Source organism: Paraburkholderia sp. J7 (genome assembly GCF_905220155.1).
Classification (GTDB): domain Bacteria; phylum Pseudomonadota; class Gammaproteobacteria; order Burkholderiales; family Burkholderiaceae; genus Paraburkholderia.
On record NZ_CAJMYZ010000006.1, the window covers coordinates 176,806 to 192,046 of the forward strand.

A 15,241-nucleotide genomic window follows, 5' to 3' on the forward strand; every position below is an offset into this window, starting at 1 on the left:
AAGCACCCGCCCCGAACGGCGCCTGCATCCCACTAAAAAGACTAGCGATACACGATCACCGGAATCTTCGTATGGGTGAGCACGCGCTGCGTCTCGCTGCCGATCAGCAGGCTGCCGAGCCCGCGACGCCCGTGCGAAGCCATGAATATCACGTCGCAGCCTCCGGATTCGGCGGCTTCGATGATGCCGAGATACGGTGCCGGATGCACGCTCGTGAGGCTGTCGCAGATCACGCCCGCATTGCGCGCAGCCGCCTCGATTTCGTCCAGATGCACGCGCGCCTCTCGCTCACTGCGCGTCTGGAAGTCGCCGGGCGGCTCGATCACCACGTCGGCGTATGGCGAGTACGGATATTGCGGCAGGCACGCGTAGGCCGTGACGCGCGCGCCCACAGTGCGTGCGAGGTCGATCGCGCCGTCGATCGCCTTCTTCGACAGCTCCGAACCGTCAGTCGGTACGAGAATGTGCTTGAACATGGCGCCCTCCGTGGCCTGGCGGATTACGGGCAAGACAAGGGTCAAACGCGGTCAAACGCGGGATTCGAAACGCAGGCAAGCAGTCAGCCAGCGTCTCGCGCAGGCGGGCGCCTTGGCCCACAGGTCGATTGTAGTGCGCGAAAAATCGGCGCAAGCCGTGCGTGCGGGTCAATCCGGATATCGGAAACACGCACTGCGGCCCCTATCCCCAGTAACCGGGTTGACCGTAGGTATGCTTGAGAAAGTCGAGAAAGAGGCGCACGCGCAGCGGCAAATGGCGGCGCTGCGGAAACACGGCGTGGATGCCGATGGGCGGCGCGGCGAACGCGTCGAGCACCGTCACGAGCCGGCCCGCCGCAATATCCTCGCCGACTTCCCACCACGAGCGCCACGCCAGACCGTGGCCAGCGAGACACCACTCGTGCAGCACCGCGCCGTCCGAGCATTCCATCGTGCCCGCCACGCGGATCGACACCACCTTGCCCTCCTGCTGAAACGCCCAGCCGCGCTGCTGGTTCAGGCTCGCGCCGAAAGCGAGGCAGTTGTGACGCACGAGATCGGCGGGCGCTTCGGGCTCGCCGCGGCGCGACAGATACGCGGGCGCCGCCACGCACACGCGCCGGTTTTCACCGAGCTTGAGCGACACGAGGGACGAATCGGGCAATTCGCCCAGCCGCACGGCGCAGTCGAAGCCCTCGTTCACGAGATCGACGAGCCGGTCCGAGAGATCGAGCGCGATGCTCACGTCCGGATGCGCGACCGTGAAATCGGGCACGAGCGGCGCGACGTGCCGCCGCCCAAAACCTGCCGGCGCGGACACGCGCAGGTGCCCGCTCGCCTTCACGCCGCCCTCGGACACGCTCGCCTCGGCGTTCTGCATGTCGTGAATGATGCGCTGGCAGTCCTCGAGGAACGCCGAGCCTTCGAACGTGAGCGTGATGCGCCGCGTGGTACGCACGAGCAGCTTCACGCCAAGCCGTTCCTCGAGCGCATCGATGCGCCGACCGATGATGGCAGGGGCCACGCCCTCGGCCTGGGCGGCGGCGGAAAGGCTGCCCTTGGCAGCCACGGTAACGAAGGTCTCGATCTGTTTGAAGCGGTCCATCAGCGGTCACGGCGCGCACTGGGCGACAGAAACAGTGGAAAAGAGAGATCAGGCCGACAGATTAGGTGGGTAAAAGTAAAAGATCAAGTGATCAATCCCGCCTTTTTCAGTGATACGACTCATGAATACAATCGACCTCGACCTCTGAAGACGGAGTGCAAGGCTATGTCGGCCACAACGACACCATCGACAACACGATTTCCCAAGGCAGTGATCTTCGACGCGTACGGCACGCTCTTCGACGTGCATTCGGTCGTCGCTGCCGCCGAGCAGATGTTCCCCGGCCAGGGCGAGGCGCTCTCGCAGCTCTGGCGCCTCAAGCAGATCGAGTACACGCAGCTGCGCACGCTCTCCGACCCGGCCGGCGCGCGCTACCGCCCGTTCTGGGACATCACGCTCGACGCGCTGCGTTACGCCGCGCGCCGCCTGAACCTGTCGCTCACGGGTGCAGGCGAAAAGCGTCTCATGGACGAATATGCCTGCCTCTCGGCCTTCCCCGACGTGCTGCCCGCGCTGCGCCGCCTGCGTGAGCCGCGCGAAGACGGCACGCGCATGGGCCTTGCGATCCTCTCCAACGGCAACCCGCAAATGCTCGACATCGCGGTGAAGAGCGCCGGCATGAGCGGCCTCTTCGACCACGTGCTGTCGGTCGATGCCGTGCGCGCCTACAAGCCGGCCGCCGCCGCGTACTCGCTCGGCACCGCCGCCTTCGACGCCGCGCCGCGCGACATCGTGTTCGTGTCGTCGAACGGCTGGGACGCCGCGGGCGCCGGCTGGTTCGGCTACACCACGTTCTGGATCAACCGCCAGCGACTGCCCGCCGAAGAGCTCGGCGTGGCGCCGCATGGCACCGGCGGCGGCATGGCAGAACTCGCCGCCTTTCTCGAAACCGCTGCGCCGGACCGGCACAGCCGCCCTCGCCCCAGCCCGGGCGTGTGACGGCGCGCATGGAACGACGCAGCCACAACAACCACACATTCACAGTCTGACCGACCAAGGAGCAAGCAAATGGCGAACACGTTGCAACTGCCGCAAGGCATGCAGATCACGGCTGAAATCCAGCCCGGCTTCGAAACGATCCTCACGCCCGAAGCGCTCGAACTCGTTGCGAAGCTGCATCGCGCGTTCGAGCCGCGCCGCCAGGAACTGCTGAAGGCACGCGTCGAGCGCACGAAGCGCCTCGATGCCGGCGAGCGCCCCGACTTTCTTGCCGAAACGAAATCGATCCGCGAAGGCGACTGGAAGATCGCGGCGCTGCCGAAGGATCTCGAATGCCGCCGCGTGGAAATCACGGGCCCGGTCGAGCGCAAGATGATCATCAACGCGCTGAACTCGGGCGCGGACTCGTACATGACCGACTTCGAGGACTCGAACTCGCCGAACTGGGAAAACCAGATCATCGGGCAGCTCAACCTCAAGGACGCCGTGCGCCGCACGATTTCGCTGGAGCAAAACGGCAAGCGCTACCAGCTCAACGACAAGGTCGCCACGCTGATCGTGCGTCCGCGCGGCTGGCACCTCGACGAAAAGCACGTGACGGTGGACGGTCAGCGTGTGTCGGGCGGCATTTTCGACTTCGCGCTCTTTCTCTTCCACAATGCGAAGGAACTGATTTCGCGCGGCAGCGGCCCCTACTTCTATCTGCCGAAGATGGAAAGCCATCTCGAAGCGCGCCTGTGGAACGACATCTTCGTCGCGGCGCAGGAAGGCGTGGGCATCCCGCGCGGCACGATTCGCGCGACGGTGCTGGTCGAGACGATCCTCGCCGCGTTCGAGATGGACGAAATCCTCTATGAACTGCGCGAGCACAGCTCGGGCCTCAACGCGGGCCGCTGGGACTACATCTTCTCGGCGATCAAGAAGTTCAAGAACGACAAGGACTTCTGCCTCGCCGACCGCTCGCAGATCACGATGACGGTGCCGTTCATGCGCGCTTACGCGCTCGAACTGCTCAAGACCTGCCACAAGCGCAATGCACCGGCTATCGGCGGCATGAGCGCGCTGATCCCGATCAAGAACGACGCGGCCGCCAACGACAAGGCCATGGGCGGCGTGCGCTCTGACAAGGCGCGCGACGCAACGGACGGCTACGACGGCGGCTGGGTGGCGCACCCGGGCCTCGTGCCCATCGCGATGGAAGAGTTCGTGAAGGTGCTCGGCGACAAGCCGAACCAGATCGGCAAGCAGCGCCCGGACGTGAACGTCGCGGGCAAGGATCTGCTCGACTTCCGTCCGGAAGCGCCGATCACCGAAGCTGGCCTGCGCAACAACATCAACGTGGGCATCCACTACCTCGGTTCGTGGCTCGCAGGCAATGGCTGCGTGCCGATCCACAACCTGATGGAAGACGCCGCGACCGCCGAAATCTCGCGCTCGCAGGTGTGGCAGTGGATCCGCTCGCCCAAGGGCAAGCTCGAGGACGGCCGCAAGGTCACGGCCGAGTTCGTGCGTGATCTGATCCCGCAGGAGCTGGACAAGGTGAAGGCGTCGGTGGGCGGCGACACCAAGCCGTACGAGCGCGCCGCGCAGATCTTCGAGCAGATGTCGACGTCGGAAAACTTCGTCGAGTTCCTGACGCTGCCGCTGTACGAAGAGATCTGATTCATCGGGATTGCTAACGAATAGCCGATGCAAAAGGCCCGACGGATGAGAATCCGTCGGGCCTTCGTGTTTTCATGCGCCGCGCTCACGGGAGCGCCGCGCGTCTTCGGGTCAGCGCGCGCGCCGATGCGTGACCCAGTCGCCGCCCGCAATCTCGGGGCGTCCTGCAATGGCGGCAGACGCAACCGGATAGTAGAGGCAAGCAATGCGTTCGCCCTGCACCTCGATATCCACTTCCTTCGACACGAAGAGTCCATCCACACCCGGATAAACCTGCTCGATTTCGTCGAGTACCGCGAGGAGCGCGTCGTCGATTTCGTAGACGTCGCCGACGACCGTCGATTGCGCATCCGGCGCTTCGGCCACCATCCCCGGATAGCTGCCGAAGTCGAAGAGCCGACCGGCGAGCGTCGTGAGACCGAGGTGACGCGGGCGCGCGATCGCGTTGCGATCGGCCGCGAGGTTGATGTCGTTGATCTCGCCCGCGCGCAGCGTGCCGTAGACGAACACATATTTCATGGCTTCTCTCTCCTTCAGGGTGTCTCGCGCCACACGAGCACGCTATCGATCCGTCCACATTATGCCCGGCCATTAATGCATGCGGCCCAGGCCGCCGCCCGCGAGACGTCTACAATGGGTGCGCCAGACTTGGCAAACCCGTTGGCAATCCCGTCACCCAACCCGCCGCCACCGTGCCCGTCATGCCCGAGGATTCGCCCAACCCTGCGGCCAGCACCGCAAGCCACCCGGCGCCGCCGCACGCCGAACTCATCGATATCCCGCCTGAGTTCGCGCCTACGCCCACGCATCCTATCCGCGTGCGTTCGCGGCCCATGCCGGCGGGGGTCTGCATCGCACAGCACACGCACGCGTGGGCGCAGCTCGCCTACTCGTCGCGCGGCGTGCTGCGCATGGCGACGCCCGGCACGACGTGGATGGTGCCGCCCTCGCGCGCCATCTGGGTGCCGCCTCACATCACGCACGAAGTGGCGATCGTCGAGGATGCGTTCCTGCGCACGCTCTACGTGGACGAATCGGTGATTCCGCCCGGCCTCGACGCGTGCCGCGTGGTCGAAGTCTCAGGGCTGTTGCGCGAAACGATCGCCGCGCTCGACGAGCGTGGCATTCCGACGGCGCGCGAGCGCCTGCTCGGCGCGCTGGCGCTCGACGAGATCACGCGCTCGGCGCCGCTGCCGCTCGCCGTACCGATGCCCGAGGAAAAGCGCCTGCGCGCGCTATGCGAAGCGCTGATCGCCGACCCGGCGGCACCTGGCTCGCTTGAATACTGGGCCGCGCATGTGGGCGCGAGTACGCGCACGATTGCGCGGCTCTTTCGTCAGGAATTGGGCGTGAGTTTTTCGCAGTGGCGCCAGCAAGCGATTCTCGCGCGCGCGATTCCGCTGCTCAATCAGGGGCGCCCGATGGCCATCGTGGCGCAGGAACTCGGCTATCAAAGCCAGAGCGCATTCTCGGCGATGTTTCGCCGCGCGTTCGGCGAGAGCCCGCGCGCTTTCATCGCGCGCGGCACGGGCGCTCGCGACGAGGACGAACCCGAAGATTCCGTGGCCGCCGGGCGCGACGACAACGCGCATTGAACAGGCTACCGGCTGCGTTCAGACCAGCCGTGTCATGTGGCGAATCGAACCAAGCCGCGCAAGCCTCGGACCCGCCACGCGGTACCCCATGCGCAGATAAAGACGCGCGGCCGGGTTATCGACGAACACGCGCAGTTGCAGTTCGCGCAAGCCCCGCTCGCGGGCCCATTGGTGCGAGATGTCGAGCAGGAACGTGCCGGCGCCGTTGCCGCGATAGCCTTGGGCGATCTGCACGTCGCGAATGTGCAGCGAGTCGCCCTCCTGCGTCACGCGCAGCACGCCGATCGCCTCGCCGTCGAGTTCGAGGATGAAATTCTCCGACTCGCGATAGCTGGCGAGAAAGAGATCGCCACGCCAGACGAGGTGATGCCGCAGATAGTAGCCACCCATGTTGTTGCGCGTGAGCGTCTCCGCGAACTCGAAATCGTCCATGGTGGCGCGGCGCAGCTGAAACGGCGACGCAATGTCGTTGGGTGCGAACATGTCGGCAAGCGGAGAAACGAGGTTTCGACAACGCTACGATAACGCGCGACCGTCGGCAATCGCAGATTGTCCGTACGGAAAAATGAAATGGCGCGTAGGGAAAGGATGAGGAGAGAAGGAAGAAACGTCTGCGGAAAAAGAAAAAGCCCGTTGGACGTATCCAACGGGCTTCGTTCTGGCGGAGCGGACGGGACTCGAACCCGCGACCCCCGGCGTGACAGGCCGGTATTCTAACCAACTGAACTACCGCTCCAGCTTGCTGCTCACCGGCGGGCGTCGGTCGATTCCCGCTGGCGGCGTCGCCATACTACGCTTTGGCGCCGCATTTTCATTTGGCGTCCCCTAGGGGATTCGAACCCCTGTACTCACCGTGAAAGGGTGATGTCCTAGGCCTCTAGACGAAGGGGACAACACAGGCTTGCGCCTTAAACTGCATTTCGTTCGCAACTACCGAACGACTTTGAATCTGGCGGAGCGGACGGGACTCGAACCCGCGACCCCCGGCGTGACAGGCCGGTATTCTAACCGACTGAACTACCGCTCCAGCTTGCTGCTCAACCCGCGGGCGTCGGTCAATTCCCGCTGGCGGCGTCGCCACACTGCTTGCAGTGTTACTGCTTTGGCGCCGCATTTTCATTTGGCGTCCCCTAGGGGATTCGAACCCCTGTACTCACCGTGAAAGGGTGATGTCCTAGGCCTCTAGACGAAGGGGACAACACGGGCTTGCGCCTGTAATCGTCACTTTAACTAAAAAGCCCGCTCACAGTTTCTGAACGGGCTGGATCTGGCGGAGCGGACGGGACTCGAACCCGCGACCCCCGGCGTGACAGGCCGGTATTCTAACCAACTGAACTACCGCTCCAGTTCGACACAGTCAGATGGACTCCGTAGATTTCCACCTGATGCCTCACCAATCTCATTGACGACGCTCATGTCTGGCGTCCCCTAGGGGATTCGAACCCCTGTACTCACCGTGAAAGGGTGATGTCCTAGGCCTCTAGACGAAGGGGACCTTTTCAGATAATGCCGTTACCACACTCTACTGCGTACTACGCGTTCTGTTGGTGGAGGTAAGCGGGATCGAACCGCTGACCTCTTGCATGCCATGCAAGCGCTCTCCCAGCTGAGCTATACCCCCTTGCAGAACAGAAGCGAGATTTTAAACATCAATTTCGCTTTCGTCAAGAGCTTTTGAATCGTTTTTTGAAGCGCTTCGAGGTTTCTTTGAAACATCGTTGCCCGATTCTGCGGCTCTTTGCGTGAGATTTGCTGCTAATTCGCGGCCATCTCGCGCTCCGTATTCAACGGAGCCCGAATACTACAAGAACTGCCGCCCGGGCGCTAGGGTCTGGGCGAAAAATTCTTCAAAAAATTTACTTTGCAGCCGAAATGCCCTTCTCGATACGGCTCACCACCGCATCGCGGCCGAACAGCACGAGCACCGCATCGACCGACGGCGTATGCGTCGTACCGGCTACGAGCAAACGGGCGGGCATCGCGAGCTGCGGCATTTTCAGCTTGTGCGCGGCGAGCGTGGCCTTGAGCGCGGCCGAAACGCCCTCCTTCGTCCACTCAGCGCCCTTGAGCGCGGCGGCGAGGTCGGCGAGCGCAGGACGCACCGCTTCCGTGATGTGCTGCGCGAGTGCTTCGGCTTCCGGCTGCGGCTCGCGGTAGAACATCATCGCGCTCTCGGCGATCTCCTTGATCGTGTTCGCGCGGTCCTTGAAGAGCGAGACCACGCCTTCGAGCGACGGGCCCTTGGCCAGCGCGGCCTCGTCCACGCCGAGCGCAGCGAAGAACGGCTTGGAGAGCTCGGCGAGCCGCGCGTTGTCCACTTCCTTCAGGTAGTGGTTGTTGAGCCAGTTGAGCTTGTTGTGATCGTACTGCGCGGGCGACTTGCCCAGATGTTCGAGGTCGAACCACTCGACGAACTGCTCGCACGTGAACACTTCGGCGTCGCCGTGCGACCAGCCCAGACGCGCGAGATAGTTGAGCACCGCTTCCGGCAGATAGCCGGCGTCGCGATAGCCCATTACGCTCATCGCGCCGTGGCGCTTGCTCATCTTCTCGCCCTGCTCGTTGAGCACGGTCGGCAGGTGCGCATAGACCGGCGGCTCACCACCGAGCGCACGCAGGATGTTGATCTGGCGCGGCGTGTTGTTCACGTGGTCGTCGCCGCGAATCACGTGCGTGATCTTCATGTCGAGGTCGTCCACGACCACGCAGAAGTTGTAGGTCGGCGTGCCGTCCGGGCGTGCAATCACGAGGTCGTCGAGCTCTTCATTCGAGATCTCCACGCGGCCCTTGACGGCGTCGTCCCATGCCACCATGCCCGTGAGCGGGTTACGGAAGCGCAGCACCGGCTGCACGCCCTCCGGCGGCGTGGGCAGCACCTTGCCCGGCTCCGGGCGCCACGTGCCGTCGTAGCGCGGCTTTTCGCCGGCGGCGCGCTGGCGCTCGCGCAGTGCGTCGAGTTCTTCGGTCGACATGTAGCACGGGTACACGAGACCCTGCTCCTGCATCTCTTTGAGCACTTCGCGATACCGGTCCATGCGCTGCATCTGGTAGAACGGGCCCTCGTCGAAATTCAGGCCGAGCCATTCCATGCCTTCAAGGATCGCATCGACCGATTCCGACGTCGAACGCTCGAGGTCGGTGTCTTCGATCCGCAAGACGAAGACGCCCTTGTTGTGGCGCGCGAACGCCCACGGGTACAGCGCGGAACGGATGTTGCCGAGGTGAATGAAGCCAGTCGGGCTCGGCGCGAAGCGGGTACGAACGACAGAGGTAGTCATGGGCGATTACTCGAGGACGATGCCATCCGGGGCGCGGCACTGGCGATAGAAGCAGCCACGGCGGCGGACGGCCGGGGTTCGCGGCGCATTCGGCCCGCGCGGCGAGCGCGGCAGCGCCGGGGCGCACAAGCTCGCGCGCGAACGGGAATCCGGAAAATTAGAGACGGGATTATACCCGCCAGGCACGGCTTCGGCCTGGGGGCGCGGTCCGGCGCGCGCCTGTCGGTGCTGCGCTTGTCTCACGCAGGTCTCACGCGGGTCTCAGGCGAACCTCCGCGCGCTCGCAAACCGCGCTGGCGTTTTGTCATCTCCCGACACATCGCGTTACATGCACGCTCGCTAAACCGGCCGCGCTTTGCCTTATGATGTCGGCGCGCCGCCACCACGCTGCGGCGTCGCGCGTGCAAACACAGATATTCAGCCGCCCGCGCGAGCAGACCGGGGTACTGCGTCGTTCCTGACCGAACACGAACGCGGACCGCATGGAGAACCTTCTTGAAGCAGTCATCGCCCTCGTTGAGCCGCCGCCACTTTTCGCTTGCGGCCGCCTCCACCGTCCTTGCCGCCTGCACGACCGCGGGCACGCAGACCGCCAGCGTCCCGCCGCCCGTCACCACTGCGCCCCCGCCGCCGGTCGGCAAGCCGACGCGCCCGATTCGCGTGGGCCTCGCGCTCGGCGGCGGCGCCGCGCGCGGCTTCGCGCATATCGGCGTGATCAAGGCGCTCGAGGCGCGCAATGTGCAAGTCGACTTCGTGGTCGGCACGAGCGCGGGCTCGGTCGTCGCGGCGCTGTACGCCTCGGGCATGAACGGTTTCGCGCTCAACAAGCTCGCGCTGACGATGGACGAAGCTTCGATCAGCGACTGGGCGATGCCCTTCCGCACGCGCGGCCTCCTGCAGGGTGTGGCGCTGCAGAACTATCTGAACACCACGCTGCGCGAGCGCCCCATCGAAAAAATGGCGAAGCCGCTCGGCGTTGTCGCGACTGACCTGCGCACGGGGCAGCCCATCCTGTTCCAGCGCGGTAACACGGGTATTGCCGTGCGTGCGTCGTGCAGCATCCCGTCGATTTTCGAGCCGGTGAAGATCGCGGGCCACGAATACGTGGACGGCGGCCTCGTGAGCCCCGTGCCGGCCTCGTTCGCACGCAAGATGGGCGCCGATTTCGTGATCGCCGTGGACATTTCGTCGCGCCCGGAAACGGCCTCGACGCTCAGCCAGTTCGACGTGCTGATGCAGACCTTCACGATCATGGGCCAGACGATCAAGACCTACGAACTCGACAAGTACGCCGACGTCGTGATCCGCCCGAACCTCAACGCGATGTCGAGCAGCGACTTCACGCAGCGCAACGCGGCGATTCTCGCGGGCGAGGAAGCGGCGGCGCGCATCATGCCGGAACTCGAGCGCAAGCTTGCAGCGGCGCGCCTGACGGCCTGACCGCTAGACCCAAGCGCCCCTTGGGCGGGCGCGCAACCACAAAAAGCCTGCTTCGCGAGAAGCAGGCTTTATAGCTACCGGGTGCGCTACAAAGCCCCGATCAGTTGCCGCCGTTGGGGTCGAACTGTGCGCTCACGCGCTTGAGGCTTTGCTGCTGGTCCGGCGTGAACGACGTCTCGACACGGCGTGCGCCCGTGAAGCGCTTTTCCCAATAGCCGTCGTCGAGGTCGTCAACACGGATCGTGCTGCCGGTGGACGGCGAATGCACGAACTTGTTGTCGCCGATGTAGATACCGACGTGCGAGAACGTGCGGCGCATCGTGTTGAAGAACACGAGGTCGCCCGGCTTCAGGTTGCTCATGCTGACCTTCTCGCCCACGCGGCTCATTTCTTCGGCGCGGCGCGGCAGCGACATGCCGAGCGTGTCCTGGAACACGTAGCGCACGAAGCCGCTGCAATCGAGGCCGGAGTCAGGCGAGTTGCCGCCCCAGCGGTAACGCACGCCAATCATATTGAGTGCGCCGACAACGACGTCGCCGGCTTTGCCGGCCATGCCGGAGAGGAACGCCTTGGCGCCGCCTTCGGTCGGGGCCGGAGCCGCCGCCGGGGTCGCCTGGTTGGCATTCTGGAGTGCGTTCTGAACTGCAGGGATGGACTGCGGATTCGCCGAGCTGCTCGGCGAAAATGAGGCATTCTGGTTAAAGCTGCTTACTTCGTCGGCGAACGCGCCGGGAGCTGCGGCCATCAGTACGCCGATGAACATCCCGGCGACGACGCGCGTGCAAGCCTGGGTCAGGTATCGGTGCTGCATTGGTCGGTAGAAATTGCCCGTAAATCAGGGAGTTAGTAGAAAAGTTTGGACGATACTAGCCAGTAAGTATTTGTGTGTCAAAACAAATAGAAAAATTCAATCGCGACATTCACCTCATTGGTGAATTTCACCGAAATTCACCCTAAAGTTCCGCCAAAGCCTAGCGATCGAATGCGGCTTTCAATAATTTTCGGGTGTAAGGATGAGCCGGTCTATCGAAGATATTCGAGACCTCTCCCGACTCGACGATTGCCCCGTTCTGCATCACTGCGATCCGGTGCGCCATCGCGCCGATCACCTCCAGGTCGTGGCTGATGAACACGTAGCCCAGGTTGTACTTGCGTTGCAGATCCGTCAACAATCTCAACACCTGTTGCTGGATCGACACGTCGAGCGCACTGGTCGGTTCGTCGAGCACAATGACGCGCGGCTCCAGTACCAGCGTGCGCGCAATGGCAATCCGCTGGCGCTGGCCGCCCGAAAACTCGTGCGGGTATCGTTGCAAAGCGGTGCGATCGAGGCCCACTTCGCGCAGCACGCCGACCACGCGCTTGCGCCGCTCCTCGGTGGAGAGATCGGGCCGATGCAGCGCGAGCCCCTCCCCCACGATGCGCTCGATGGTCTGGCGCGGAGAAAGCGAACTGAACGGATCCTGAAAGACAACCTGCAGATGCGAGCGCAACGAAAGCCGCTCGCGCCCCTGATAGCTCGCGATCGGCCGCCCCTGGAACTCGACGACACCGCCCGCCGTTCGTTGCAACCCCAACATCGCCATCGCAAGCGTCGTCTTGCCCGAGCCGGACTCGCCGACGATGCCGAGTGTCTCGCCCTGGCGCACCGCGATATTCGCGTCGTTCACGGCGCGATAGCGCCCTTTCTGCCACCAGCCGCGAAAACCCGGCAGCTTCGTTGAAAAGTCGACGATCACGTCCTTCGTCTGCAGCAGAACCGGCGCGATCGGCAGCACGGGGAGCACGTGGCGTTCGGGCCGGCTCGCGATGAGCCGCTGCGTGTACGGGTGTTGCGGCGCCTCGAAGATTTGCTCGACGCTGCCCGACTCCACGAGCCTGCCCTTCTCCATCACGGCCACGCGCTGCGCGAAGCGGCGCACGAGGTTCAGGTCGTGCGTGATGAGCAGCACCGACATACCGCGCCGCGCTGCCTCCTCGCGCTGTAGTTCGAGCAGCAGATCGACGATCTGGCCGCGGATCGTCACGTCGAGCGCCGTGGTTGGCTCGTCGGCGAGCAACAGGCGCGGACGGCACGCGAGCGCCATGGCGATCATCACGCGCTGTCGCTGGCCGCCCGAGAGCTGATGCGGATAGCTCGACACGCGCCGCCGCGCCTCGGCAATGCCCGTGCGCTCGAGCAGCCCCACCGCCTGCTCGTAGGCCGCTTTCTTGGAGACGCCGTCGTGCAGCACGATGGTTTCCGCGATCTGCTCGCCGATCGTGTAGAGCGGATTGAGCGCCGTCATCGGCTCCTGGAAGATCATCGCGATGTCGCTGCCGCGCAGGCCGCGCATCGCGCGCTCACTTTTCGCGAGCAGATCCTCGCCGTCGAGCCGGATCGTTCCGCTGATCTGCGCGTCCTGCAAGAGCCGCAACACCGCCAGCGCGGTCACGGTCTTGCCCGAACCCGATTCGCCGACGAGCGCGACGCGCTCGCCGCGCCCGATCGTGAGCGTGATGTCGTCGACGGCATGCGTCTCGTCAAAACGCACGCTCAAATGCTCGACCGAGAGCAGCGGCGCGGCGATGTTTTCCGGCTGGGCGCTCACTGGTTACCTCCGGCCTTCATGGCGTCGGAAATGCGCGTATCAAGCGCGTTGCGCAGCGCGTCGCCCATGAACGTGAGCAACAGCAGCGTGATGACGAGCACGCCGAATGTCGACATCGAGATCCACCATGCGTCGAGATTGCCCTTGCCCTGCGCGAGCAGTTCGCCGAGGCTCGGCGTGGGCGGAGGCACGCCAAGGCCCAGGAAATCGAGGCTGGTGAGCGCGAGAATCGCGCCGCTCATGCGAAACGGCAGAAACGTGATGACCGGCGTGAGACTGTTGGGCAGCACGTGGCGCCAGATGATCTGCCAGTTCGAAAGACCCATTGCGCGCGCGGCGAGCACGTAGTCCTGGTTGCGGTTGCGCAGGAACTCTGCGCGCACATAGCTCGCGAGCCCGATCCAGCCGAATAGCGACAACAGGACAATCAGCAGGATGAACCCCGGCTCGAAGATCGCCGCGAAGATGATGAGCAGGTAAAGCTCCGGCATCGAGTTCCAGATTTCGATCAGGCGCTGCCCGACGATATCGACCTTGCCGCCGAAATATCCCTGCACCGCCCCAGCCAGAATACCGATGACCGTACCGATCGCCGTCAGCACGAGCCCGAACTCCACGGACACGCGAAAGCCGTAGAGCAGCCGCGCGAACAGGTCGCGTCCGCTCGCGTCGGTGCCAAGCCAGTTCTGTCGCGACGGTGGCGCGGGATTCGGCACCTTTGAAAAGTAGTTGAGCGTGTCGTAGTAGTAAGGGTTGGGCGGATAGATCGCGAAGTTGCCGGGCGCGTCGAACCGGTGGCGGATATACGGATCGAGGTAGTCGGCAGGCGTCGGGAAGTCGCCGCCGAACGTCGTCTCCGGGTACGCCTTGAAGAGCGGAAAGTACAGATGACCGTCGTAGCGCACGACGAGCGGCTTGTCGTTGCACCAGAGCGGCGCCGCAAGGCTCGCCGCGAAGGCCACGACAAAAATGATGAGGCTCCAGTAGCCGAGCCGTTGCTGCTTGAAGCGCAGCCACACCCGCCGCGCGGGCGTGGGCGACTTGAAGGCGCGCACGGACTCGGTGCGCAGCTCGGACTCGGCGCCGGCACGGACTCGGTTCAACTCAGCGCTCCAGTTGTTCGAATTGAATGCGGGGATCGACCCACACGTAACAGAGATCGGAGATCAGATTCGTCAGGAGTCCGATCAACGTGAAGAGATACAGCGTGCCGAGCACGACCGGATAGTCGCGCCGCACGACGGATTCGTATGAAAGCAGCCCTAGCCCGTCGAGCGAGAAAAGCGTTTCGATCAGCAGGCTGCCCGTGAAGAACGCGCCGATGAACGCGGACGGGAAGCCCACCACGAGCGGCAGCAACGCGTTGCGAAACACGTGCTTCCAGAGCACGGTGCGCTCCGAGAGGCCCTTGGCGCGCGCCGTCAGCACGTATTGGCGGCGGATCTCTTCGAGAAAGGCGTTCTTGGTCAGCATGGTCGTGACAGCAAAGCTGCCCACCACCGAGGCGGTAACCGGCAGCGCGATGTGCCAGAGATAGTCGAGAATCTTGCCGCCGAGCGAGAGCGTGTCCCAGTTATCGGAGGTGAGATTGCGCAGCGGAAAGAGCTGCAGGAACGAGCCGCCGCCAAACAGCACAAGCAGCAGCACGCCCAGCACGAAGCCCGGAATCGCGTAACCGACGAGCACGACAAGGCTCGTCACGAGATCGAAGCGCGAGCCGTTGCGCACCGCCTTCGCGATGCCCAACGGCACCGATATCAGATAGGTGAGGAAGAAGGTCCAGAGACCAATGCTGATCGAAACCGGCAGCTTGGAAATGATGAGCGACCAGACGCTCTGGTGATGGAAATAGCTCTGCCCGAGATCGAAGCGCGCGAAGCGCCCGAGCATCAGAAAATAGCGCTGCAGCGGCGGCTTGTCGAAGCCGTAGAGCTGCTTGAGCTGTGCGATCTGCTGCGCGTCCACGCCTGAATGCGCACGCATGCCGAACGGCATGCCCTGCTCCGCGCCTCGCCGCAATTCGCGCACTGCCTGCTCAACAGGGCCGCCCGGCACGAACTGGATCACGCCGAAGGTCAGCGTGAGCACGCCAAACAGCGTCGGGATCATCAGCAGCAGGCGTTTGACGATGTAGCTCCACATGATTCGTTGCTTC

The 15,241-nt window shown here is 64.0% G+C and carries 13 protein-coding genes and 7 tRNA genes; 4 read left to right on the plus strand and 16 right to left on the minus strand.

Features of this window, described 5'->3' with window-relative positions:
- Positions 1 to 41 precede the first annotated feature (41 nt).
- Together U5A58_RS12110 and U5A58_RS12115 are read right to left on the minus strand one after the other, a co-directional pair.
- A complete protein-coding gene (locus U5A58_RS12110; protein ID WP_321908842.1) occupies positions 42 to 476 on the minus strand; it encodes a universal stress protein in 435 nt (144 codons plus the stop codon).
- A gap of 202 nt (positions 477 to 678) precedes the next feature.
- Positions 679 to 1,581 (minus strand): LysR family transcriptional regulator, encoded by a 903-nt coding sequence (locus tag U5A58_RS12115; RefSeq protein ID WP_321961625.1) that lies wholly within the window; start codon positions 1,579 to 1,581, stop codon positions 679 to 681.
- A 165-nt stretch (positions 1,582 to 1,746) separates the two neighbouring features.
- Between U5A58_RS12115 and U5A58_RS12120 the strand changes: the two genes are divergently transcribed.
- Together U5A58_RS12120 and aceB are read left to right on the plus strand one after the other, a co-directional pair.
- Positions 1,747 to 2,520 carry a haloacid dehalogenase type II gene (locus tag U5A58_RS12120; RefSeq protein ID WP_321961626.1) on the plus strand — a complete coding sequence of 258 codons (774 nt, stop codon included), beginning with the start codon at positions 1,747 to 1,749 and terminating at the stop codon, positions 2,518 to 2,520.
- 69 nt (positions 2,521 to 2,589) lie between these two features.
- A complete protein-coding gene (gene aceB, locus U5A58_RS12125; RefSeq protein ID WP_321961627.1) occupies positions 2,590 to 4,182 on the plus strand; it encodes a malate synthase A in 1,593 nt (530 codons plus the stop codon).
- 111 nt (positions 4,183 to 4,293) lie between these two features.
- Here the strand turns inward: aceB and U5A58_RS12130 are convergent, their stop codons facing one another.
- Positions 4,294 to 4,701 (minus strand): gamma-glutamylcyclotransferase family protein, encoded by a 408-nt coding sequence (locus U5A58_RS12130; protein ID WP_321934877.1) that lies wholly within the window; start codon positions 4,699 to 4,701, stop codon positions 4,294 to 4,296.
- A gap of 182 nt (positions 4,702 to 4,883) precedes the next feature.
- On the opposite strand from U5A58_RS12130, the gene U5A58_RS12135 reads away from it, so the two are divergent.
- Entirely contained in the window at positions 4,884 to 5,777 is an 894-nt protein-coding gene (locus tag U5A58_RS12135; RefSeq protein ID WP_321961628.1) for a helix-turn-helix transcriptional regulator, read from the plus strand.
- A gap of 18 nt (positions 5,778 to 5,795) precedes the next feature.
- Here the strand turns inward: U5A58_RS12135 and U5A58_RS12140 are convergent, their stop codons facing one another.
- The 9 genes from U5A58_RS12140 to gltX form a co-directional block, all read right to left on the minus strand.
- Positions 5,796 to 6,260 carry a GNAT family N-acetyltransferase gene (locus tag U5A58_RS12140; protein ID WP_133181337.1) on the minus strand — a complete coding sequence of 155 codons (465 nt, stop codon included), beginning with the start codon at positions 6,258 to 6,260 and terminating at the stop codon, positions 5,796 to 5,798.
- 176 nt (positions 6,261 to 6,436) lie between these two features.
- Positions 6,437 to 6,513: transfer RNA gene (locus tag U5A58_RS12145), tRNA-Asp, on the minus strand.
- Positions 6,514 to 6,593: 80 nt separating this feature from the next.
- Positions 6,594 to 6,669: transfer RNA gene (locus U5A58_RS12150), tRNA-Glu, on the minus strand.
- 58 nt (positions 6,670 to 6,727) lie between these two features.
- Positions 6,728 to 6,804: transfer RNA gene (locus tag U5A58_RS12155), tRNA-Asp, on the minus strand.
- 94 nt (positions 6,805 to 6,898) lie between these two features.
- Positions 6,899 to 6,974: transfer RNA gene (locus U5A58_RS12160), tRNA-Glu, on the minus strand.
- Positions 6,975 to 7,045: 71 nt separating this feature from the next.
- Positions 7,046 to 7,122 (minus strand) — tRNA-Asp (locus U5A58_RS12165).
- 74 nt (positions 7,123 to 7,196) lie between these two features.
- Positions 7,197 to 7,272 (minus strand) — tRNA-Glu (locus tag U5A58_RS12170).
- Between the two features lie 50 nt (positions 7,273 to 7,322).
- A tRNA-Ala gene (locus U5A58_RS12175) sits at positions 7,323 to 7,398 on the minus strand.
- A gap of 235 nt (positions 7,399 to 7,633) precedes the next feature.
- A complete protein-coding gene (gene gltX, locus U5A58_RS12180) occupies positions 7,634 to 9,055 on the minus strand; it encodes a glutamate--tRNA ligase (RefSeq protein ID WP_321961629.1) in 1,422 nt (473 codons plus the stop codon).
- A gap of 495 nt (positions 9,056 to 9,550) precedes the next feature.
- Here gltX and U5A58_RS12185 point away from each other — a divergent pair, with 495 nt between their 5' ends.
- Positions 9,551 to 10,495 (plus strand): patatin-like phospholipase family protein, encoded by a 945-nt coding sequence (locus U5A58_RS12185; RefSeq protein WP_321961630.1) that lies wholly within the window; start codon positions 9,551 to 9,553, stop codon positions 10,493 to 10,495.
- 100 nt (positions 10,496 to 10,595) lie between these two features.
- On the opposite strand, the gene U5A58_RS12190 is transcribed toward U5A58_RS12185, so the two are convergent.
- From U5A58_RS12190 to U5A58_RS12205, 4 genes are all read right to left on the minus strand, one after another.
- Positions 10,596 to 11,306, minus strand: coding sequence for a C40 family peptidase (locus U5A58_RS12190; RefSeq protein ID WP_321908858.1), 711 nt, complete (start codon positions 11,304 to 11,306; stop codon positions 10,596 to 10,598).
- Positions 11,307 to 11,466: 160 nt separating this feature from the next.
- Positions 11,467 to 13,086 carry a dipeptide ABC transporter ATP-binding protein gene (locus tag U5A58_RS12195; protein ID WP_321961631.1) on the minus strand — a complete coding sequence of 540 codons (1,620 nt, stop codon included), beginning with the start codon at positions 13,084 to 13,086 and terminating at the stop codon, positions 11,467 to 11,469.
- On the minus strand, positions 13,083 to 14,189 hold the full coding sequence (locus U5A58_RS12200) for an ABC transporter permease (RefSeq protein ID WP_158757636.1): 1,107 nt from the start codon (positions 14,187 to 14,189) through the stop codon (positions 13,083 to 13,085). The genes U5A58_RS12195 and U5A58_RS12200 overlap by 4 nt, the downstream gene beginning before the upstream one ends.
- Position 14,190: 1 nt before the next feature.
- The gene (locus U5A58_RS12205; protein ID WP_321908863.1) at positions 14,191 to 15,228 is read right to left on the minus strand and encodes a microcin C ABC transporter permease YejB; all 1,038 of its coding nucleotides are present in this window, start codon (positions 15,226 to 15,228) and stop codon (positions 14,191 to 14,193) included.
- Positions 15,229 to 15,241: the final 13 nt, after the last annotated feature.